At 28.7% G+C, this 21,592-nt stretch carries 26 protein-coding genes; 13 read left to right on the top strand and 13 right to left on the bottom strand.

Annotated features, from left to right (window positions below):
• The 4 genes from H9W90_RS03490 to H9W90_RS03475 are packed head-to-tail and all read right to left on the bottom strand — an operon-like array spanning nucleotide 1 to nucleotide 3,307.
• Nucleotides 1–1,041, bottom strand: coding sequence for a peptidylprolyl isomerase (locus H9W90_RS03490; protein WP_187483078.1), 1,041 nt, complete (start codon nucleotides 1,039–1,041; stop codon nucleotides 1–3).
• A gap of 7 nt (nucleotides 1,042–1,048) precedes the next feature.
• The gene (locus tag H9W90_RS03485) at nucleotides 1,049–1,750 is read right to left on the bottom strand and encodes an FKBP-type peptidyl-prolyl cis-trans isomerase (RefSeq protein WP_187483077.1); all 702 of its coding nucleotides are present in this window, start codon (nucleotides 1,748–1,750) and stop codon (nucleotides 1,049–1,051) included.
• Nucleotides 1,751–1,758: 8 nt separating this feature from the next.
• Nucleotides 1,759–2,289, bottom strand: coding sequence for a gliding motility-associated peptidyl-prolyl isomerase GldI (gene gldI / locus H9W90_RS03480; protein ID WP_187483076.1), 531 nt, complete (start codon nucleotides 2,287–2,289; stop codon nucleotides 1,759–1,761).
• Nucleotides 2,279–3,307, bottom strand: a complete 1,029-nt coding sequence (locus tag H9W90_RS03475) for a DHH family phosphoesterase (RefSeq protein WP_187483075.1) — start codon at nucleotides 3,305–3,307, stop codon at nucleotides 2,279–2,281. Before H9W90_RS03475 ends, gldI begins: the two co-directional genes overlap by 11 nt.
• 78 nt (nucleotides 3,308–3,385) lie before the next feature.
• Between H9W90_RS03475 and H9W90_RS03470 the strand changes: the two genes are divergently transcribed.
• Nucleotides 3,386–3,805 carry a nucleoside-diphosphate kinase gene (locus H9W90_RS03470; RefSeq protein WP_187483074.1) on the top strand — a complete coding sequence of 140 codons (420 nt, stop codon included), beginning with the start codon at nucleotides 3,386–3,388 and terminating at the stop codon, nucleotides 3,803–3,805.
• A gap of 128 nt (nucleotides 3,806–3,933) precedes the next feature.
• Nucleotides 3,934–4,734 carry a hypothetical protein gene (locus H9W90_RS03465; RefSeq protein WP_187483073.1) on the top strand — a complete coding sequence of 267 codons (801 nt, stop codon included), beginning with the start codon at nucleotides 3,934–3,936 and terminating at the stop codon, nucleotides 4,732–4,734.
• Between the two features lies 1 nt (nucleotide 4,735).
• Here H9W90_RS03465 and H9W90_RS03460 read toward each other — a convergent pair whose 3' ends face one another.
• Together H9W90_RS03460 and recF are read right to left on the bottom strand one after the other, a co-directional pair.
• On the bottom strand, nucleotides 4,736–5,032 hold the full coding sequence (locus tag H9W90_RS03460) for a DciA family protein (RefSeq protein ID WP_187483072.1): 297 nt from the start codon (nucleotides 5,030–5,032) through the stop codon (nucleotides 4,736–4,738).
• A 42-nt stretch (nucleotides 5,033–5,074) separates the two neighbouring features.
• Nucleotides 5,075–6,154: a DNA replication/repair protein RecF gene (gene recF, locus H9W90_RS03455; RefSeq protein WP_187483071.1), complete on the bottom strand. Its 1,080-nt coding sequence runs from the start codon at nucleotides 6,152–6,154 to the stop codon at nucleotides 5,075–5,077.
• 114 nt (nucleotides 6,155–6,268) lie between these two features.
• On the opposite strand from recF, the gene H9W90_RS03450 reads away from it, so the two are divergent.
• The 7 genes from H9W90_RS03450 to H9W90_RS03420 all read left to right on the top strand — a co-directional run bounded on the left by H9W90_RS03450 (nucleotide 6,269) and on the right by H9W90_RS03420 (nucleotide 12,447).
• Nucleotides 6,269–7,036, top strand: a complete 768-nt coding sequence (locus H9W90_RS03450; RefSeq protein ID WP_187483070.1) for a tetratricopeptide repeat protein — start codon at nucleotides 6,269–6,271, stop codon at nucleotides 7,034–7,036.
• A 72-nt stretch (nucleotides 7,037–7,108) separates the two neighbouring features.
• The gene (ribH, locus tag H9W90_RS03445) at nucleotides 7,109–7,615 is read left to right on the top strand and encodes a 6,7-dimethyl-8-ribityllumazine synthase (RefSeq protein WP_187483069.1); all 507 of its coding nucleotides are present in this window, start codon (nucleotides 7,109–7,111) and stop codon (nucleotides 7,613–7,615) included.
• 147 nt (nucleotides 7,616–7,762) lie between these two features.
• Nucleotides 7,763–8,038, top strand: coding sequence for a riboflavin synthase subunit beta (locus H9W90_RS03440; protein ID WP_187483068.1), 276 nt, complete (start codon nucleotides 7,763–7,765; stop codon nucleotides 8,036–8,038).
• Complete coding sequence (gene mutL / locus H9W90_RS03435) at nucleotides 8,038–9,852, top strand: DNA mismatch repair endonuclease MutL (RefSeq protein WP_187483067.1); 1,815 nt, start codon at nucleotides 8,038–8,040, stop codon at nucleotides 9,850–9,852. The genes H9W90_RS03440 and mutL overlap by 1 nt, the downstream gene beginning before the upstream one ends.
• A gap of 3 nt (nucleotides 9,853–9,855) precedes the next feature.
• Nucleotides 9,856–10,581, top strand: a complete 726-nt coding sequence (locus H9W90_RS03430; protein ID WP_187483066.1) for a rhomboid family intramembrane serine protease — start codon at nucleotides 9,856–9,858, stop codon at nucleotides 10,579–10,581.
• Nucleotides 10,581–11,435 carry a rhomboid family intramembrane serine protease gene (locus tag H9W90_RS03425; RefSeq protein WP_187483065.1) on the top strand — a complete coding sequence of 285 codons (855 nt, stop codon included), beginning with the start codon at nucleotides 10,581–10,583 and terminating at the stop codon, nucleotides 11,433–11,435. Before H9W90_RS03430 ends, H9W90_RS03425 begins: the two co-directional genes overlap by 1 nt.
• 1 nt (nucleotide 11,436) lies before the next feature.
• Nucleotides 11,437–12,447 carry an endonuclease/exonuclease/phosphatase family protein gene (locus H9W90_RS03420; protein ID WP_187483064.1) on the top strand — a complete coding sequence of 337 codons (1,011 nt, stop codon included), beginning with the start codon at nucleotides 11,437–11,439 and terminating at the stop codon, nucleotides 12,445–12,447.
• A 3-nt stretch (nucleotides 12,448–12,450) separates the two neighbouring features.
• Here the strand turns inward: H9W90_RS03420 and H9W90_RS03415 are convergent, their stop codons facing one another.
• The gene (locus H9W90_RS03415; RefSeq protein WP_187483063.1) at nucleotides 12,451–12,771 is read right to left on the bottom strand and encodes an antibiotic biosynthesis monooxygenase family protein; all 321 of its coding nucleotides are present in this window, start codon (nucleotides 12,769–12,771) and stop codon (nucleotides 12,451–12,453) included.
• Nucleotides 12,768–13,265: a GNAT family N-acetyltransferase gene (locus H9W90_RS03410; RefSeq protein WP_187483062.1), complete on the bottom strand. Its 498-nt coding sequence runs from the start codon at nucleotides 13,263–13,265 to the stop codon at nucleotides 12,768–12,770. The genes H9W90_RS03415 and H9W90_RS03410 overlap by 4 nt, the downstream gene beginning before the upstream one ends.
• A 39-nt stretch (nucleotides 13,266–13,304) precedes the next feature.
• On the opposite strand from H9W90_RS03410, the gene mtaB reads away from it, so the two are divergent.
• The 4 genes from mtaB to H9W90_RS03390 are packed head-to-tail and all read left to right on the top strand — an operon-like array spanning nucleotide 13,305 to nucleotide 17,018.
• Entirely contained in the window at nucleotides 13,305–14,639 is a 1,335-nt protein-coding gene (gene mtaB / locus H9W90_RS03405) for a tRNA (N(6)-L-threonylcarbamoyladenosine(37)-C(2))-methylthiotransferase MtaB (RefSeq protein WP_187483061.1), read from the top strand.
• A 17-nt stretch (nucleotides 14,640–14,656) separates the two neighbouring features.
• Nucleotides 14,657–15,412, top strand: a complete 756-nt coding sequence (locus tag H9W90_RS03400) for a DUF6438 domain-containing protein (RefSeq protein WP_187483060.1) — start codon at nucleotides 14,657–14,659, stop codon at nucleotides 15,410–15,412.
• Nucleotides 15,412–16,071, top strand: coding sequence for an alpha/beta hydrolase (locus H9W90_RS03395; RefSeq protein WP_187483059.1), 660 nt, complete (start codon nucleotides 15,412–15,414; stop codon nucleotides 16,069–16,071). The genes H9W90_RS03400 and H9W90_RS03395 overlap by 1 nt, the downstream gene beginning before the upstream one ends.
• Nucleotides 16,072–16,115: 44 nt before the next feature.
• Nucleotides 16,116–17,018: a lytic transglycosylase domain-containing protein gene (locus H9W90_RS03390; RefSeq protein WP_187483058.1), complete on the top strand. Its 903-nt coding sequence runs from the start codon at nucleotides 16,116–16,118 to the stop codon at nucleotides 17,016–17,018.
• Between the two features lie 12 nt (nucleotides 17,019–17,030).
• On the opposite strand, the gene H9W90_RS03385 is transcribed toward H9W90_RS03390, so the two are convergent.
• The 5 genes from H9W90_RS03385 to mnmA all read right to left on the bottom strand — a co-directional run bounded on the left by H9W90_RS03385 (nucleotide 17,031) and on the right by mnmA (nucleotide 21,484).
• Nucleotides 17,031–17,228, bottom strand: coding sequence for a YwbE family protein (locus H9W90_RS03385; protein ID WP_187483057.1), 198 nt, complete (start codon nucleotides 17,226–17,228; stop codon nucleotides 17,031–17,033).
• 85 nt (nucleotides 17,229–17,313) lie between these two features.
• Entirely contained in the window at nucleotides 17,314–17,505 is a 192-nt protein-coding gene (locus tag H9W90_RS03380; protein WP_077809452.1) for a cold-shock protein, read from the bottom strand.
• A gap of 117 nt (nucleotides 17,506–17,622) precedes the next feature.
• Complete coding sequence (locus H9W90_RS03375) at nucleotides 17,623–18,564, bottom strand: NAD(P)H-dependent flavin oxidoreductase (protein WP_187483056.1); 942 nt, start codon at nucleotides 18,562–18,564, stop codon at nucleotides 17,623–17,625.
• A complete protein-coding gene (locus H9W90_RS03370) occupies nucleotides 18,564–20,243 on the bottom strand; it encodes a S8 family serine peptidase (RefSeq protein WP_187483055.1) in 1,680 nt (559 codons plus the stop codon). Before H9W90_RS03370 ends, H9W90_RS03375 begins: the two co-directional genes overlap by 1 nt.
• Before the next feature lie 53 nt (nucleotides 20,244–20,296).
• Nucleotides 20,297–21,484: a tRNA 2-thiouridine(34) synthase MnmA gene (mnmA, locus tag H9W90_RS03365; RefSeq protein WP_187483054.1), complete on the bottom strand. Its 1,188-nt coding sequence runs from the start codon at nucleotides 21,482–21,484 to the stop codon at nucleotides 20,297–20,299.
• Nucleotides 21,485–21,592: the final 108 nt, after the last annotated feature.

Raw genomic sequence — 21,592 nt, 5'->3', positions numbered from 1 at the left:
TTACTCTCCTACTTTTAACAATTCAATATCAAAAACGATATCAGATTTTTCTGGAAAAGGTCCATATAATTTCTCTCCATAACCTAAATAATAAGGTATAAAAAGTCTTTGCTTATCTCCTTCTCTCATTTCTAAAAGCGCTTCATTAACACCTGCTATCATTGGTTGCTTATCTAATGTAAACACAAACGGTTTTGCATTGTTTTCTGTAGATTGAATTAATTTACCTGAAGCTAAAGAAATTGTATAATTCATTGTTGCAGGAATAGCTCTATTAAATTTTTTACCTTTTCCTTCTTTTAAAACAAGAATTTTTAAACCAGAATCGGTTTTTCTAGCTTTGTCAATTCCTTTTTCTTTTAAGAATGCTTCTTTTAGTTTTTCTAATTTTTCTGTATATTCTTTTTCATTTTGTGCAGCACCTTCTAATTCAGCTATAAAAACATTAGAAGCATCAAAATTCTTGGCAAATTTACCAACTCTAATAATATCTACTTTTTTAATAGTATCGTTTTGTTGAATACTGTCTAAAACATCTAAACCTGTTTCTACTTTACCAAAAACAGAATGTTTTCTATCTAACCAAGGTGTAGCTTTATGAGTTATAAAAAATTGACTAGAATTGGTTTTTGGCCCACGATTAGCCATAGATAAAACCCCTTTGGTGTCATGTTTATAAATTAAATTACCTAAAGAATCTGTAGGAAACTCATCTGCAAAACTATATCCTATGCTACCACTTCCTGTTCCAGTTATATCTCCTCCTTGAACCATGAAATTTGGTATAACTCTATGAAAACGAATACCATCATAAAATGGTTTGTCTTTTAAAGAATCTGTAACTTTGGTATTGGTACCTTCTGCAAGAGAAACAAAATTTGCAACCGTCATAGGTACTTCTTCTGCGTGTAACTTTATTAAAATATCTCCCCTATTGGTTTGAACGTCTGCATAAAGTCCTTCTTGTAAATCTTTATATTTTGCTGCTTTACAAGCAGTAATTAAAAGCACAAGAACAATAATGTATTTAAAATTCTTCATTACTATTTTATTTTTTTACCTCTAATAATTCTACTTCAAAGATTAAAGCCATGTAAGGTTTTATAATTCCTGGTCTTGGAGTTGCTCCATAAGCCAATTCTTGTGGAATAAAGAATTTAAATTTTGCTCCTTCTTTCATTAATTGTAATCCTTCTCCAAAACCTTTTACAAATTGGTTTACTGCCAATTCGTATGGTTTTCCCTTATCAACAGAACTGTCAAAAACGGTACCATCTATTGTTGTACCATGATAATGAAGTTTTACTTTTGTAGTTGGTCCTGGTTTTTCTCCAGTTCCTTCTTTTAAAACAATATACTGTAAACCACTATCTGTAGTTTTTACACCTTCTTTGGTTTTATTAGCTTCTAAAAAAGCAACTCCTTCTGTTTTATAAACTTCAGATTTTGCTAACTCTTCTTGCTTTTTTGCTTCTTGTACTTTTTGAAAATAGTTTCTTATGATATTCTGCACATCTTTATTTTCTATTAATAAATTTGTAGAATCTAAACCGTTTCTAATTGCTTGTGTTAAAATATCTTTATTTACTTCCTTAAAACCATTTTTAAGTTGTCCAGACATTGTTAAACCAATTGCATAACTTACAGAATCTATATCAGTTTCTAATGATTTTACTTCTTTTACTTGGTTTCCACAAGAAAATAAGGTTGCTGAAATTGCTACTGCTAATGTGTATTTTATAATTTTCATTTTTTTATTTAGTTTATATTTAATAATGTTACTGTACTTTTTATAGATTGATTAATTGCTATTTTATTTCCATCTCCAGAAATACCAAAAGCATTGTAAGATGGAATGACAAATGTAATAGTTTCTCCTATTTTCATCAACTTTATTCCTTTCTGAATTCCTGCAATAAAATCTTCTTTGTCTATTTTATATTTTTTTATGCCTAATTCTTCTGTGCTATAAATTACTACATCATTCAAATCTGTAATATTATAAGAAAATGTTACTTCTTGTCCTGCTTGTGGAGTTGGTATATCTTCTTCAACTTTATTTAAATAAGTATACCAAAAACCGTTTGGAGAAGTAATATATGTTTTAGTTGAATCTTTCTGTATTAAAGCTATAATTTTGGCATCTTCTGCTTCATTTAAAACTTTAGATGCAGAAATAGTTTCCTTTAATATGGTTGATGATGGTTTTGGATTTATTGGTTTTCTAGGTGTTGTTTTTGAACAACTAAAACAAATAACCATCAGAAAAAATAGACTTCTAATTTTCATAAGACGTTTCTAAATCTTTTTTATATTCTGGCAATAATGTTACAAATTTAGTAACTGTTTCTGCCATTGAAAGATCAGATTTTCCTCCCGCAGCATTGTCATGGCCTCCACCTTCAAAATGATTTCTAGAAAATTTATTTACAGAAAAATTACCTTTAGATCGGAAAGATATTTTTACAATATTTTGGTCTGCATCTTCAATAAAAATAGCTGCAAAAACAATTCCTTTTAATGAAAGAGCATAATTTACAACTCCTTCTGTATCTCCTTTTTGAAAATCAAACCGTTTTTTCTCTTCATTTGTTAAAGTAATATACGCTGTATTATAGGAAGGTAAAATCTGTAAATTACTTAAAGCTTGCCCTAACAACAGTAATCTATTATATGAGTTTGCATCATAAACATTGTTATGAATTTTATCATTTTTAGCACCCTTATCAATTAAATCTGCAATAACTCTATGTGTTTTACTTGTGGTTGATCGAAATCTGAAAGAACCAGTATCTGTCATGATTCCTGTATATAAACAAGTAGCAATATCGGCATCAATTAGATCCAAATCATTGTTCATTTCAATAAATTGATATACCATTTGACAGGTAGAACAAATTTCGACATCAGAATACATGTATTTTACATCATCAGGTTGTTGATGATGGTCTATCATTGCAAAATCATTTGGGTATTTCTCTAATGTATTTTGCATATCAAAACCAACCCTGTGCAACGCATTAAAGTCTAAAAGAAAAATAATATCAGAATTATTTATTGCTTTTTGAGATTGAGAATTTTGCCAATCGAAACGATAAGTTGTGTCTGAACCTGGCAACCAATGTATAAATTCTGGATATTCATTTGGTACAACAACTGTAGGGTTGTGTCCTTTTTTGTTGAAATAATGATATAACGCCAATGTAGAACCCATAGCATCTCCATCCGGATTTCTATGTCCAATTATTACAATATTTCTTGGTTTATCAAGAAAAGTTTTTAATTCTTCAAATCCTTTTAAAATCATAAGTGGCGAAGATACAATTTAATTAAAAAAAAGGTGTAATTTTGCGCCGATTTTAAGAAAACTCGAAAAACATTTACAATGGCAACAAATAGAACATTTACTATGCTTAAACCAGATGCTGTAGAAAACGGACATACTGGCGCAATTTTAGACAAAATTAATGCTGCAGGATTTAGAATTGTAGCTTTAAAGAAAACTCAAATGACAATAGCTGACGCAGAAACTTTTTATGCAGTGCATAATGAGCGTCCGTTTTTTGGTGAGTTGGTAGAATTTATGACTCGTGGTCCAATAGTGGCTGCAATTTTAGAAAAAGACAACGCAGTAGACGATTTTAGAACTTTAATTGGTGCTACAAATCCTGCTGATGCTGCAGAAGGAACTATTAGAAAATTATATGCAACTTCTATGGGAGAAAATGCTGTACATGGTTCTGATTCTGATGAAAATGCAGAAATTGAAGGAAATTTCCATTTTTCTGGAAGAGAGCAATTCTAGTATTTTTAAAAAATATTTTAAAAACTCGCAGCGAAAGTTGCGAGTTTTTTTTGTGGTATTGCTTTAGTTTGTAATTAAAAGGGAAAATTATAACTTTGAAAACATTATTTTCAAAAAAAAACCTAACTATGAAACATTTTTTTCTTCTTCTTGCATTTTTTCTTGTTGCAAATATAAATTCTCAAAATAATATAGCGAAAATTGAATTTGTAGATGCAGAGAAGAAGTTTCAATTAGAAAAATATTCTGAAAGTTTATCGCATTTAGAAATTGCCAAAGAATTATTAGGTAGCACAAATGCCAAAATAATGTATCTAGAGATTATGGCCAATGACAAATTAATCAAAAAAAAATTAAATGCAAAAACATTAACTGTTGGGCTTTATGACAGTATTTCCCTAAAAATTAAAAATCTTTCTAATACATATATTTCTAGTTTTGAAAATTCTGTTCCTTTTGAGAAACTGAAAGAAATTTATGGTATCAATAAAAATTATAAGGATGTAAATGTTTCTAAAGAAATGTATGTTAAAATAAAAATGGGAATTAAGGAGTTTGAAAAACAAAATAGGAGAAAATTAGAAAATTCTAAACGTGATGAAACTATAAATTTCTTGTTAGTAGGCGATGCACCTGTTTTTCCTGGGTGTAAAAAAAAATATAAAACTTGTTTTGATGAAAAAGTAAAACAACATTTTTATGATAATTTAGACCTAAGTTATTTTAAACAAAATAATATTAAAAGAATATTTATAAATCTCGTTTTAACTGAAAGAGGAGAGTTTATTTACATTAATAGTGCAGATTACAGTAAAATTATTTTTTCTGAAATAGATAGAGTAACAGATTTGTTGCCCAAATTAGAACCATTTATTTTTAGAGATAAACCAACTGGAATATCATATAGTTTTCCTATGAGAATCAAATAAATTACACCAACATCAATTTAGAAACAACTTCATCACCCAATTCTTCATTAATCATTTTTATAATTTTCTCTTTTCCATAACTTAATTCTTCACGTAAAACAGAAGAAGTTAAATTAATGATTAAAGTTTTGTTTTGAAGTTTAACAGAAGTAGTATGGGTTGCAACTCCTGGACCCATCATTTTAATCCAAGTTTCTTCTACCTTAATTTTCTGCATTCCTTTGCTTAAATTGTTTTCTTTAATAAAGCTTTGCATTAAATCTTTTACCGAAAAAGAATCGTTTTCTCTTTTTGCCATTTAACTTTAGATTATTGGGTTGTTAGAAGTATTGTAAACAATTTACAATTTAAAAATTTGATATGGTTTATTACTTTGTTTTACAATATTTTCAGTTCTATCAGAATGCGTGTCTGTAATAAATATTTGTCCGAATTCGTCATTATCAACCAAATTTATAATTTGTAAAACTCTACTTTCATCTAATTTATCAAAAATATCATCTAATAACAAAATAGGCACTACATTAGATTGTTGTTTTATAAACTCGAACTGTGCAAATTTTAGGGCAATTAAATACGATTTTTGCTGGCCTTGAGAACCAAATTTTTTAATTGGGTATTCACCAATTTCAAAACTTAAATCATCTTTATGTATACCAGATGTAGTGTATTGTAATATCTTATCTTTTTCTAAAGATTTTTGTAAAGCATCTTTCATAGAAAAATCGTGTAATTGACTTTTATAAATAAGATTCACATTCTCTTTATCATCGGAAATTATTTGATATTTTTCATTAAAAATAGGAATAAAATCTTCTAAAAAAGCTTTTCTAACTTCATAAATTCTACTACCATAATTAGAAAGTTGATCATCATAAACACTTAAATTTAAAGCGTCAAAAGTTCTGTTTGCAGCAAAATATTTTAACAACGCATTTCTTTGGCTTAACACTTTATTATATGCTAATAAATCTTGTAAATACTTTTTGTTTTGTTGCGAGATTACTCCGTCTATAAATTTTCTTCTGGTGTCACTTCCTTCTGTAACCAAATCTCTATCTGCTGGAGATATAATAACCAAAGGTAATTGTCCTATATGTTCAGAAAACTTCTCGTAATTTTTTCCGTTTCTTTTTAAAACCTTCTTCTGACCTTTTTTTAAACTGCAAACAATTTTTTCATTTCTATCGTTTAAAAGGTAATCTCCTTCCACCATAAAAAATCCTTCTCCGTGTCTAATATTCTGAACTGCGACAGAATTAAAGTAACTTTTAGCAAAAGACAAGTAATAAATCGCATCTAAAACATTCGTTTTCCCCACACCATTATTTCCTACAAAACAATTTATTTTCTGCTGAAAATCAAAAGTTTGCGATTCTATATTCTTAAAATTAACTAAAGAAAGCTTCTGTAAATACATGAATTATAAATGGTCTTAAAAACGAATTGCAAATTATTGAAAATTTTGCGAATTATCTCCTTTTAAAATCCAATTAAAAAAACTATTTTTGTCGCCACTAATTTTTAAGGAAATATGGCAACTTACAAGAAGAAATATAAACCAGAAGGTAAAAAAGAAGAAAATCAAATAGACGAATCTGAATTCGAAACTGCTGGGGTTTTAAATACTTTAGATGAAACAGCTTCTAGATCAGAACAATGGATTGAGAAAAACAGCAAACCATTATTCTACACTTTAGTAGGTATTGTTGTTATCTTTTTAGCATATATGGGATACACAAAATATGTTGTAGAACCAAATGAAAGAAATGCTTCTAACGAGTTAGCTTTTCCAAGAAAATATTTCGATGAAGCTGCAACTGCTGGTTCTGGTATTGACTCTTTACTTACTTTAGGTTTAGAAGGTGCAGATGGTAACTATGGTTTTTTAGACATTGAAAAATCTTATAGTGGTACAGATGCAGGAAATTTAGCAAACTATTATGCTGGTGTTTCTTACTTACAAATGAAGAATTACGAAAAAGCAATTGAATACTTAGAAAAATTTAATTCTGATGATGAAATGTTAGGTCCTGTTTCTTTAGGTGCAATTGGTGATGCTTTTGCAGACATTAATCAACCAGAAGATGCTTTAGAATATTATGCTAAAGCAGCAAATAAAAAAGACAATGAGTTTACAACTCCTTTATTTTTATACAAAGCTGGACAAACAGCAATGGAATTAAAGAAGTTTGATAAAGCAGAAACTTTTTTCACTAGAATAAAAGACAATTATCCAACATCTGACCAAGGTAGAGATATAGAAAAATTTATTGGAGCATCTAAATATGCTGCACAATAGTTTTCAGTTTTTAGCATTTTGTTTTAAATTAAGAAACAAAACATTAAAAACTAAACACTAACAACTAAATAAATGGCAACAACCAATTTATCTTATTACGATAAAGCTACAATCCCAAATGCGAAATCTTTTCGATTTGGGATTGTTGTTTCTGAATGGAATCCAGAAATTACAGAAAACCTAAAAAAAGGCGCAATAGAAACTTTATTAGATTGTGGCGCAACAAAAGAAAACGTTATTTCTTGGGATGTTCCAGGAAGTTTCGAGCTTGTGTATGGCTGTAAAAAAATGATTCAATCGCAACAAGTTGATGCTATTATTGCTATTGGAAATGTAATACAAGGAGAAACTAAACATTTCGATTTTGTTTGTGAAGGAGTTACACAAGGTATTGTAGATTTAAATATTAAATACGACGTTCCAGTAATTTTCTGCGTACTTACAGACAATACAAAACAACAATCTTTAGACAGATCTGGAGGTAAATTAGGTAATAAAGGTATAGAATGTGCTGTGGCTGCTGTAAAAATGGCTGCACTTAAAAATATAGATAGAAAAAGTGATAGTATTGGTTTTTAAAAACTAATTCTCACTTATATATTTTTAAGAATACTTTTACAATCATTCTTTGAGAAATTCCTTTAAATTCTTTAAATTTGAACAGCTTTAAAATTGGTATCATATTTGATTTATTCAAATAACTATTCACCAATTATTTACAGAACTATGGGATTTTTAAGACGTACAAACAAAAAATTTGATTATCAACCTCGCTATTATAAAGGCGAAGGAAACCCTTATAAAATTGAACACAAATTAGATCAATTTAGAAAAACCGCAGGTAAAAATAAAGGTATTAAAGGTAGGTTTGGAGACGCTATAGACGATTTAAAAAACTCTGATAAGAGCGTAAACAAAACACTCTTAATTATCATTTCTATTTTAGTGTTGATCTTCTTATACATCATAGATTTCGATTTATCTATCTTCAAAAGAAATTAATGTCAGATATTATTCAGCTATTACCAGATCATGTTGCAAACCAAATTGCTGCAGGAGAAGTCGTACAACGCCCAGCTTCTGTTGTAAAAGAATTATTAGAAAATGCAATTGATGCTGGCGCAACAAATATAAAATTGTTGTTAAAAGATGCTGGAAAAACACTTATACAAGTTATAGATGATGGAAAAGGTATGAGTACAACAGACGCAAGAATGTCTTTTGAACGCCATGCAACTTCTAAAATTCAAAAAGCAGAAGATTTATTTAATTTATGTACCAAAGGTTTTCGTGGAGAAGCTTTGGCATCTATTGCTGCAATTGCACATGTAGAATTAAAAACAAAACAAGAAAACGAAGAATTAGGAACTTGTATAAAAATTGAAGGAAGTAAAATAGTTTCTCAAGATTTTATTTCTACAGGAAAAGGAACAAGTCTGGCTGTTAAAAACTTGTTTTACAATATTCCTGCAAGAAGAAATTTCTTAAAATCTGATACCGTAGAAACAAGACACATTATAGATGAATTTCAAAGAGTTGCTTTAGCACATCCTGCAATTTCTTTTTTATTACACCATAACAACAACGAGGTTTATCATTTAAAAAGTAGTAATCTTAGACAAAGAATTGTAGCAGTTTTTGGTTCTAAAATGAACGAAAAATTAGTTCCTATAGATGAAAAAACTGATATTGTTAACATACAAGGTTTTGTTGCTAAACCAGAATTTTCTAAAAGAAAAAGAGGTGAACAGTTCTTTTTTGTAAATGATAGGTTTATAAAAAGTTCATATTTAAATCATGCAGTAGTAAATGCATTTGATGGCCTGTTAGAACAAGGAGCACATCCCTCCTATTTTCTTTATCTTACTGTACCAACAAGTACAATTGATATAAATATTCATCCAACAAAAACAGAAATAAAGTTTGACAATGAAAAAGCACTATATGCAATGTTGCGTGCAACTGTTAAGCATAGTTTAGGTCAATACAATGTTGCACCAGTTTTAGATTTTAACAGAGATGCAAATTTAGATACACCATATCATTTTAAATCGAATTCTAAAACAGCTTCGGTGCCTAAAATTTCTGTAGACCCAGATTTTAATCCGTTTAAAGAAGTAGAACAAAAAGAAATAAACTTCCCTTTTAAAAGAGAAAAAAACACACAAAGTTGGGAGTCTTTGTATACTTCTGTTGATACAATAGAAAACCAACCAAATGAAACTTTGTTTGACCATCAACAAGAAGAAAAAACACAGAAAACCTTTCAAATTCAGCGTAAATATGTAATGAGTTTGATAAAATCTGGCGTGGTTTTAATTAATCAATCTTTAGCGCATCAAAGAGTTTTATATGAACAATTTTTAGAGAGCATTACCGTTAAAGAAGCTAATAGTCAGCAATTATTATTTCCTGTAAAAATTTCTTTTTCTTCCGCAGAAATAGAAATGATTTACACCATTAAAAGCGAATTAGAAAACGCTGGTTTTTCTTTTGATGAGTTTACAAAAGATAGTGTTACAATAAAAGGAATTCCTGTGTCTGTAACAGAAAGTAAAATTACCATCATTTTAGAAGAATTATTAAATGATATAAATTTAGAAGTACCAGATGCTAGTTTTAGTCATTTTGATGTAATGGCAAAATCATTTGCAAAAACATTGTCTATAAAAACAGGTACTTTATTATCTGAAAAAGAACAAGAAAGTTTAGTAAATAATTTATTTTCTTGTAAAGAACCAACTGTTTCTCCTTTTGGAAAAGCAACATTTAAAACATTAACATTAAACCAAATAGATAATTTATTTAATAGTTAAAAAATGAACAAACTAACAGACGCTATAAAACATCTAATTATAATTAATGTAATTGTATTTATTGCTCCGCAATTATTAAAATTAGATTTTACAAATATGTTAGCGTTGCATTTTCCTGAAAATGAAAACTTCGGAATTTGGCAATATGTTACTCACATGTTCATGCACGGTAGTTTTGCACACATCTTATTTAATATGTATGGTTTATGGGCGTTTGGAACACCATTAGAGCAAATGTGGGGTAGAAATAAATTTCTGTTTTTCTATTTTTCTGCCGGACTTGGAGCTGGAATTATTTATACTTTGGTTAATTATTATCAATTTAACAGTATTTACGAACAAATATATAATTCGGGTTTATCTGCATCAGATATTCAAAATATACTTACAACTGGTCAGTATAATGACACCATTATAAAACTACCAGCAGAAACAATGAACAAATTCTACAGTTTATATCACACACCAGCAGTTGGAGCTTCTGGAGCAATTTATGGTGTACTAGTTGCATTTGGTATTTTCTTTAAAGATGCAAAATTAGCATTGATTTTTTTCCCAGTTCCAATAGCAGCAAAATACTTTATTCCTGTTATGATTTTAGGAGATTTATTCTTTGGAATGACAAAATATTCTATAGGGAATGTTGCACATTTTGCACATATTGGTGGGGCTTTAATTGGTTTTATAATTGCTTGGTATTGGAAAAAAAATCAATTTAAAATACATTAATGAGTTTTATTGAAGACATAAAAACACGTTACAAAGGGGGCAATATTGTAGAAAAATTAATCTATGTAAATATTGCTGTTTTTATTGCTACACTTCTTTTTAGTGTTTTTCAAGACTTATATAAAGGAGAGATAAACTGGTTGATAAATTGGTTTTCTCTCGATGATAATTTTACATCACTCTTAACAAAACCTTGGACAATTATTACCTATGGTTTCTTGCATGATGGTTTTTTACATATCCTTTTAAACCTTATTACACTTTACTTTATTGGTAATTTATTTATTGAATATTTTACGCAAAAACAATTACTTACATTCTATATTTTTGGGACAATTTTTGGTGGATTGTTGTATTTAATAAGTCATAATTACTTTCCTTTATTTGAAGGAAGTTCTTCTTTATTAGTAGGTGCTTCTGCTGGTATATCTGCAATATTTATAGGAATAACAACGTACATACCCAATTATCAATTAAAAATACGCTTTATTGGCTATGTAAAATTATGGCATTTAGCTGCAATTTGGGTAGGTTTAGATCTTTTAGGTTTATCTGGAGGAAATGCTGGTGGGCATTTTGCACATTTAGGTGGCGCTCTTTTTGGTTTTTTATACGTAAACCAAGCAAGTAATAAAGAAATTGGTTTTTTATATAAATTATCTACGATTTTTAAAAAGAAAGAAAAACCTTTAAAAACAGTTTATAAATCTCCAAAATCTAGTGTAAAGAAAGAAAAAAACACTTCTTTTAACCAACAACAGATAGATAGTATTTTAGACAAAATTGGTAAATCTGGTTATGATACCTTAACTAAAGAAGAAAAGGCATTTCTATTTAAACAAGGTAAGAATTAGCATGAAAAATTTATCTTTTTTCGATAAGATTTTATATCTAATAAACTCTTTTTTAGCAACTCTATTACTGTTGGCTTATTTATTACCATTTGTATCACCAAATACAATTCCTCTTTTTGCTATTTTAAGTCTCTTTGTACCAATTTTAATCATTTTAAACATATTTTTTGTTGTTTATTGGCTTATAAAGCTAAAAAAACAGTTTTTAATTTCTATTGGAATATTAATAATTGGTTGGTACTTTAGTGCTCCCTTTTATAAAATATCTAGTAAAAGTTCTTCTTTAAATAATGATTTAAAAGTGATGAGTTACAATGTAAAATCGTTTGACTTTTTCAATAATAAAAAAGACACCACACAATATGCAAATGGTTATGATTTTATAGTAAGCAAGAATCCTGATGTTTTAACGATTCAAGAGTTTTATCAATCACAAAAAGTAAAACTTTCTTTTCCTTATAAATTTATTAAAAAGAAAAATGAAAAAAGTAAATTTGGAATGGCAATTTACTCGAAATTTAAAATTATTAACTCTGGATCATTAGACTTTAAAAACACAACTAACAATATTATTTTTACAGATATCGTTAAAGAAAAAGACACTATTAGAGTTTACAACTTACATTTAGAATCTTTAAGAATTAAACCGAATGAAGAAAATTTTGGGGAAGAAAATTCAGAAAAATTAATAAAAAGAGTGTCTAACTCGTTTAAAAAACAAGCAGATCAATTAGAATTATTTTTAGCTCATGAAAAACAATGGAAAGGTAAAAAAATAATATGTGGCGATTTTAATAATACTGCATACTCTTGGGTATACAACCAAATCTCTAAAGATAAAAAAGATGCTTTTGTAGAAGCAGGTAAAGGTTTTGGTAAGTCTTATAATTATTGGTTTCCTATGAGAATCGATTTTATATTAACTGATAACAGAGCAATTATAAATCAATTTAATTCTCCTACAGTAAAATATTCTGATCACTTTCCGGTACTTTCTAAAATTAATTGGTAAGTTTTAATTATCTTTAAAACTATACTCTCTCTCTACTTTACAAATTCGCACTTGGTATTTTTTATACCATTTTTCTCTCCCTAAATTTCTTGCTTCCGTGTGTTCTATATTATTTTTCCAAGCAATAATATCATCTAAAGATTCCCAATAAGAAACTGTAATTCCTATTTCATTTCTTGCAGACTCAATTCCTAAAAATCCTTTTTGCAATTTTGCAAGTTCTTCCATTCTGTCAGCTGTTTTTTGGTAATCACTAATATCATTAGATAAAATAGAAGTAAAAATAACAGCGTAATAAGGAGGTTCTAAAGTATTTACAATCATAAAATTAATTCGTATTTAGTTTCTGGTAACTGTATATCTTCACTAATAAAATGTTTTACTTTTTTAAAATTAAATCTTTCTAATATTTTTGCTGAAGCAATATTTTCATCAACAACATAACCAACTAATTTTGGTATTTTTAATTGTTTACAATACTGTATCAATCCTTCACAAATTTCTGCTCCATAACCATTTCCCCAAGATTCTTCCAAAAATCGATAGCCAATTTCATCATCAACACCATCTTTTACCAAAGCCAATGTTCCAACAAATTTAATATCTATTTTTTCTATAATTGCGTAAATCCAAAAATCGTTTTTGGGTTGCAAATATTTTGATATTAAGTCTAATAATTCAACTTTATTTTCTTCTAAACTTTTCACATTTCCTGTAGCGTATTTTAAAACTTCAGGATTACTTTCAAGACTATGAAACGACTCTAAATCTTCTAAAATAAGTTTTCTAATAAGTAACCTTTCTGTCTCAAAAATCATGAATAATATTGTATTTTTGCATTCTCTAAATGTAGCAAAATGAATGCAGAAAAAAAAGTTGCTTTTTATACTTTAGGATGCAAACTAAACTTCTCGGAAACATCTACAATTGCAAGAAACTTTGTAAACGAAGGTTTTAAACGTGTAGATTTTGATACAAAAGCAGACGTATATGTAATTAATACATGTTCCGTTACAGACAATGCAGACAAGCGTTTTAAATCGATTGTAAAAAATGCTTTAAAGAAAAACGACGAAGCTTTCTTAATTGCTGTTGGTTGTTATGCGCAATTAAAACCAGAAGAATTAGCTGCTGTAGATGGTGTGGATTTGGTTTTAGGAGCTACTGAAAAATTTAATGTTACTTCTTATATTAACGATTTAACAAAAAATAACGTTGGAGAAGTTCATTCATGTGAAATTTCTGATGCCGATTTTTATGTTGGTTCCTATTCTATTGGAGACAGAACAAGAGCTTTTTTAAAAGTACAAGATGGTTGCGATTATAAATGTACTTATTGCACAATTCCGCTTGCTAGAGGAATTTCTAGAAGTGACACTTTACAAAACGTAATAACCAATGCTAAAGAAATTTCTTCAAAAGGAATTAAAGAGATTGTTTTAACTGGTGTTAATATTGGCGATTATGGAAAAGGTGAATTTGGAAATAAAAAACACGAGCATACTTTTTTAGATTTAGTAAAAGAATTAGATACTGTAGATGGTATTCACCGTTTAAGAATCTCTTCTATTGAACCCAATTTATTAAAAGATGAAACCATAGATTTTGTGTCTAAATCGAATTCTTTTGTTCCTCATTTTCATATTCCATTACAATCTGGAAGTGATGAATTATTAAAGAAAATGAAGCGTAGATATTTAACAAATACCTACACAAATAGAGTTTCTAAAATTAAAGAGGTAATGCCTAATGCTTGTATTGGTGTAGATGTTATAGTTGGTTTCCCTGGAGAAACAGAAGAATTGTTTTTAGAAACATACAACTATTTAAATGAAATGAATATTTCTTATTTGCATGTTTTTACGTATTCTGAAAGACCTAATACTGAAGCTGTAGAAATGGATGGTGTTGTTCCAAAAAAAGTACGTGCAAAACGTAGTAAAATGTTACGTGGATTGTCAGCTAAAAAAAGACGTGCTTTTTATGAATCTCAACTAGGAAATACTCTAACTGTTTTGTTTGAAAACGAAAACAAAGAAGGATATATAAACGGATTTACAGAGAATTATGTGAAAGTTAAATCTCCTTGGAACCCAGATTTGGTAAACACTTTACACACAATTACCTTAACAGAAATAGATGAAGATGGTTTGGTTCGTTTCAATTTTGAAAAGAATCTAGCTACCATTTAAGAACTAAAAAAAATATTATGAAATATTTCTTATTCCTTTTTTTTGTATTAGCCTTAAGTTGTGATCAACCAAAAAGCAAAGTTGAAACCACTACCCCAAAAAAGACAATTATAGAAGATAATACTGTTATAGATGATATGAAGAAAGAACCTGTTCTTAAAACTCAAGAAAACCTTTTAATCGTTCTAAAAAACCCGAAAAATGTTACCAACGCAAAAGCGTTAATAGAAAATAGTAGTTTAGTTTGGGAAGATTTAATTATTGATAATAAAAACCTAAAAGTTGCTTCAATAAAAGTTCCAATTGAAAAAAAAGATTTTTGGATAGAAAGGTTATTGACTTCAAATGTTTTTTCATCCGTAGAAATAAATTCTGAAGAAGCCGTAGAAAAAATAAAAGACATTGCAGAAAACACTTTTGTAAAAGTTAGAAAAACACACTGTTCTGGAGATTGCCCTGTTTTTGATGTAATCTTCTTTAAAAATGGAAAAGTTATATTTAACGGAATTGAAAATGTTCCAACCAAAGGAATTACAGAGTTTACACTTACAGAAAAGCAATTGAAAAAAGTTAAAGAGAGTTTCTTAAAAACCTCTTTTGGCACTTATTTTGATACTTTTATAGACAAATCTATTGCAGATTTCCCAAGTACATTTATTACACATAATAATAAAGAAATTGAAATTAAATTGTGGAAAAATGTGCCAGATGAATTAGCAATGGCTTACGAATCTTTAGATGAAATTTTATTAGAAAAAAAACTGATTGAATAATGACAAAAATCCCTATTTATTTTGTTCCTGGTTTAGCTGCTGGTCCAGAAATTTTTGAACACCTAGAACTATCTCCAGAAAAATATACATTTCATTATTTAAAATGGATAAAACCTCTAGCTTTAGAAGAGAGTATTTCTAATTACGCCATGAGAATGTCTGATGAAATTAAAGAGGAAAATCCTGTTTTAGTAGGTGTTTCTTTTGGTGGAATTATGGTACAAGAAATTAGTAATTTTATAGATGCAAAAAAAGTAATTATTATTTCTAGTGTTAAAACTTCAGATGAATTACCGAAAAGATTTAAAATGGCAAAGTTCACAAAAGCCTACAAGTTTTTTCCAACAAATATTGTTACTAATTTTGAAGATTATGCAAAGTATTTTCTAGGTAAATCTTTAAAGAAAAGAGCAAAAATCTATAAAAAATATTTATCCGTTAGAGGAAAAACATACTTAAATTGGTCTATTAGTAGTGTTTTAAATTGGAAACAAGATAAACCTAAAGAAAATTTAGTACACATTCATGGTACAAAAGATCATGTTTTTCCAATAAAACATATAAAAGATGCTATTGAAATTAAAGGAGGAACTCATGTAATGATTCTTACAAAAGCAAAAAAAATATCTAAAATTATTGACGAAAGTTTAACTTTTTAAAACCAAGTCATTTCCTTATTTTTAGGATGTAAATTGAAAAATCTATGAAAAAATCATTAAGAATATTATCGCTTTTAAGTATTACAGTTATTACAGTTACGTTTATTAATGCAATAGACAAATCTGAATCTGATCCAAAACCAAGTACCCATAAGACTTATAATATAAAAGCCATAAAACTTCCTACAAACTTAAATCTTGCTGGAGAAAGAGTTCCTATTGAAATTCCTGATATTAGAGAAAGAATGGATAGAGAATTATTAGTAAATACATATTGGCAATCTAATGGTTTATTACTTATAAAAAGAGCCAACAAATATTTTCCTATTTTAGAACCATTATTAGAAAAATATGGTTTACCAGACGATTTTAAATTTTTAGCATTGGCAGAAAGTGCTTTTATAGATGAAACTTCTTCAGCTGGGGCTGCAGGAATGTGGCATTTTATGAAAGCTACTGGTAAAGAATACGGATTAGAAATAAATAGTAATGTAGATGAACGTTATAATATAGAAAAGTCTACAATGGTTGCTGCAGAGTATTTAAAGAAATCTAGAGAACGTTTGGGCTCTTGGACATTAGCAGCTGCTGCATATAATGCTGGAAATTATGGTGTTTCTAAACGTTTAGAAACCCAACAAGTAGATAGTTATTATGACGCTCTTTTACCAGATGAAACAGAAAGGTATGTTTTTAGAATTATTGCTTTAAAAGAAGTAATATCTAATCCTAAAAAATATGGTTTTGTTTTTGATGAATCTGATTTATACACATTACCTGAAACTAAAACTGTTAAAGTAGATACTGTTATTACAAACATTGCTTTATTTGCGAAAAAATTTGGCATTACTTACAAAGAACTAAAACTACACAATGCTTGGTTAAGAGAAAACAAACTTAATAACAAGAGCAGAAAAGAATACGAAATTAAGATTCCAATTAAATAGTTAAATTAACAACTATTCAATTATATTTTTTATTCTACCTACAATACCAGATTCTAACTGTACTTTTATTCCATATGGATGATTTGTAGATTTAGTTAGAATTTTAGCAATTACACCTTCTGTTAATTCTCCAGTTCTTTGATGTGGTTTTTGAATAATTTCTACAAATAAACCAACCTTTACATTTTTTCTTTGTCTGCCGTCAATCATAATTAATTATATATAAAATCGAAAATAAAAAAAGCCTATCAATTATGATAGGCTTTTAGATAAAAAATTAACTAGTAATATATAATTATATAACTCTTACGTTTACTGCGTTTAATCCTTTTCTTCCATCTTGTAAGTCGAATTCAACTTCATCGTTTTCACGAATTTCGTCAACTAATCCTGACACATGTACAAAATGTTCTTTGTTTGTTCCTTCTTCAGTGATGAATCCGAATCCTTTAGATTCATTGAAAAATTTTACGGTACCTTTATTCATTATAATAAAATTAAATATGTTGTTTGTTTAATTACTAACAACGTTTATTGAATTGCAAAGATAATGCCAAATAAATTAATAAAACAAAAAAATTAACAATTATTTTCTTAATCGCCTTTAGATACTACAGACTATAGACTTAACTTCATTAAATTCTTTAATAATACTGTTTAAAACTTCCTTTGCAGGTTTTATTTCATGTATTAATCCTGCTATTTGACCAATTTCTAACTCGCCATTATCTAAATCACCTTCAAACATTCCTTTTTTTGCTCTTGCCCTTCCTAACAAATCTCTAATATCTTCTATTGATGGATTTTGTTTATACAACTCTTGCACCTCATTAAAGAATTTATTTTTAACCAAACGCACAGGAGCTAACTCTTTCAAAGTGACTTGTGTATCTCCATCCTTAACATCAATAATTGTATTTTTAAAATTTATATGAGCAGAAGATTCTTCAGTAGCAGCAAACCTACTTCCAATTTGTACAGCATCTGCTCCTAAAATCATAGCAGCTAACATTCCTCTACCAGAACCAATTCCTCCAGCAGCAATTACAGGGATTTTTACCTGTTCTTTAACCATTGGAATTAAAGTAAACGTAGTAGTTTCTTCTCTTCCATTATGTCCACCAGCTTCAAAACCTTCACAAACCACAGCATCTACACTTGCTAATTCTGCTTTTAATGCAAATTTTACAGAACTCACAACATGTACAACTGTAATTCCTTTCTCTTTTAAAAAAGAAGTCCAAGTTTTTGGGTTACCTGCAGAAGTAAAAACAATCTTCACTCCTTCTTCAACAATAATATCCATAATTTTTTCTATATCTGGATATAACATTGGCACATTTACACCAAAAGGTTTATCTGTAGCTTTTTTGCATTTCTGAATATGTTCTCTTAAAACTTCAGGATACATAGATCCTGCACCAATTAAACCTAAACCACCAGCATTAGAAACTGCTGAAGCTAATTTATAACCAGAAACCCAAATCATTCCTCCTTGGATAATTGGATATTTTATTTTGAAAAGTTTTGTGATTTTATTTTCCATTAATTCTTAATCAACTTTAGGGTTTTATGTTGATTTCCTTTTTGGATTTTCAACAAATAAATGCCACTTTCTAAATAGGATACATCAATTGTATTTGTAAATATTTTTGATTTTTCAACAACTTTCTTTCCTAAAATAGTATATATCTGAATATTGAATTCTTCAATATTTAAATTTTTCGAATCTATTATAAATGAGTTATTTACTGGATTTGGATAAATACTAAAATCTGAAAGTAAATTATCATTTACTGAAGCTGGATACAAAGAAAAATATATTTGTTGTGCTACTTCAAAATTAGGAATTCCATAACCATGTTGTTCTAAAGGATTGCTATATTTATCTGCAGATTCGTAAACACCTCTTTTTAAATTTGTGTGATAATTAGTATCAGAAGATTTCTTGCCAGAAGATTTTATAAACGCAGGTAATTGTTGATTTAAACAAGCAATAAGACCAGCTATAATTGGTCCTGAAAATGAAGTTCCACTAGATGTAGTAACTACCTCACCTGTAGTATGATTTATTAATGCTGGGTTTTGACCTTGTGCCAAAATCTCCGGTTTTATTCTTCCATCTGAACTTGGTCCATAAGAACTAAATCCGGCAATATTTCCTGATGCATCTACTGCCCCAACAGTAATAACTGAAGTAGCATCTGCAGGTGCAGAAATGTATTTCCAATCTTTATTCCCTTCATTTCCTGCAGAAACAACTAATAACATTCCTCTAGAACTTCCTATTTCTGCTCCTCTCGAAATAAAAGTCGTTTTACCATCCATATCTGCATAAGAATAATTGTATTTTGCTTCATCAAAAGTAGTGTAGCCTAAAGAAGTATTAATAACATCTACTCCTAAACTATCTGCTCTTTCAGCAGCTTCTACCCATAAACTTTCTTCTAAAGGAACTTCTCTAGAAGCATCTTCTGTTCTAAATAAATAAAAAAAAGCATCTGGTGCAGACCCTACAAATTCATCTTCTAAATAACCTCCAATAGTAGACAGAACATTTGTTCCGTGATTATGTCCTGTATAAAATTCAGCTTTTCTTTCTACAAAATCATATCCTCCTAAAATTTGATTATTATCCCTTAACCTTTTAAATGCAGCTAACGTATTTACATTAGGAAAACCTGCATCTATAACTGCTATATGTTGATTTCCACCAGTTAAACCTTGCTCATGAAGAAACTCTCCTTTTAACATTTTAATCTGATTTTCTGAATCTCCGTAAACAAAAGTAGTTTCTATTTCGTTAAATTTTTGATGATGATTTGGAGTAATAGTTTTTTGCTGTTTTTTTCCGCTTCTGTTTAAAGATTTATTTGCAAATTCTATATGATCTATAAAAGTATAGTTTGTAATTAAATCATTAATCTGGCTTTCTGTAGCAATTACATGCACAGCATTTAGCCATTTAGATTTTGCTAAAACAGTAATTGTAGATTCATTTTTTAATTGATTATAATAATTTTCATCAACAGGAACATCTAAAGAATCTAAAGCAATATTTTGTATTTCTCTTCTATCTAATGCTCTTTGAGTAAGCATTGTTAATGGATTTTCTAAAAAAGAGTCTTTGTTTGGTTTATCTTTTAAAAATAACCATGCTTCTTCTTGTTGAGAAAAAAGAGGTGAAAAAATTAAAAAAGAAAAAAGGAATAGTATTTTTTTCATATTTCTACTTTAAAGTATAAAAATATGAATTTATAATCCTTAAAAAAAGCTTTTTAAGATATTACACCAGAACCTAGCAATTCATCATTTAGGTACCAAGCTACAAACTGACCTTCTTGTATGGCAGATTGTTTGTTTTCAAACTCTACATACAAACCACTTTCAACTTTGTGTAAAGTAGCTTTTTCTAAAACTTGTCTATATCTAATTCTGGCTTCAACTTGCATGGTTTCTCCGTTTTCTAAAGCTAAATCTTCTCGAATCCAATGGATTTCTTCGTTAGAAACAAACAATACATTTCTATACAAACCTGTATGATTTTTACCTTCACCAGTGTAAATTACATTTTCTACAACATCAGTTTCAATGACATATAATGCTTCTTTTGTTCCACCAACATTAAGTCCTTTACGTTGACCTTTAGTAAAATAATGTGCACCTTGATGCTTCCCAACAACTTTTCCATCCTCTTTATTGTAGGAAAATTTTGTTGAAAAATATTTAAGTTCTACTTCTTTATTTTCAAACTTTGGAGCCGGTTTTGTATAATCAGAAAAATCTGCAGGAATTGTTACAATGACTCCTTCTTTTGGCTGTAATTTTTGTTGTAAAAACTCTGGTAAACGAACTTTACCAATAAAACACAAACCTTGAGAATCTTTCTTTTCTGCAGTAATTAAATCAGCTTTTTTTGCTATTTCTCTCACTTCTGGCTTTAATAATTCACCAATTGGAAATAATGCTTTTGCTAATTGTTGTTGAGAAAGTTGACATAAGAAATAAGATTGATCTTTATTACCATCTTTACCTGCTAATAATTTATAAACTGGCTTGCCATCTATAATTTCTTCTCCTTTTCTGCAATAATGACCCGTTGCAACATAATCTGCACCTAATTTTAAAGCGATGTCCATAAAAACATCAAACTTAATTTCTCGGTTGCAAAGAATATCTGGATTTGGAGTTCTTCCTTTTTCGTATTCAGCAAACATATAATCTACAATTCTGTCTTTATATTGCTCACTTAAATCTACTACTTGAAAAGGAATTCCTAGTTTTTCGGCAACAATCATAGCATCATTACTATCTTCTAACCAAGGACATTCATTAGAAATAGTTACAGAATCATCGTGCCAATTTTTCATAAAAAGCCCAATAACTTCATAACCTTGTTCCTTTAATAAATGTGCTGTAACACTAGAATCTACTCCACCAGAAAGACCAACAACTACTCTTTTCATTATTTATTTTTGAGGATGCAAAGTTACAAATTAGAAATGGTTTTACTAATTGAAAGAATTGATGTTGTTATTGATTTGAGTTATGTTGAAAATAATGCTTTTAAATAA

The organism is Polaribacter pectinis (genome assembly GCF_014352875.1).
Lineage (GTDB): Bacteria > Bacteroidota > Bacteroidia > Flavobacteriales > Flavobacteriaceae > Polaribacter > Polaribacter pectinis.
Note: the sequence above shows the minus strand (reverse complement) of the source record. Positions and strands in the feature narration are given on the sequence as shown.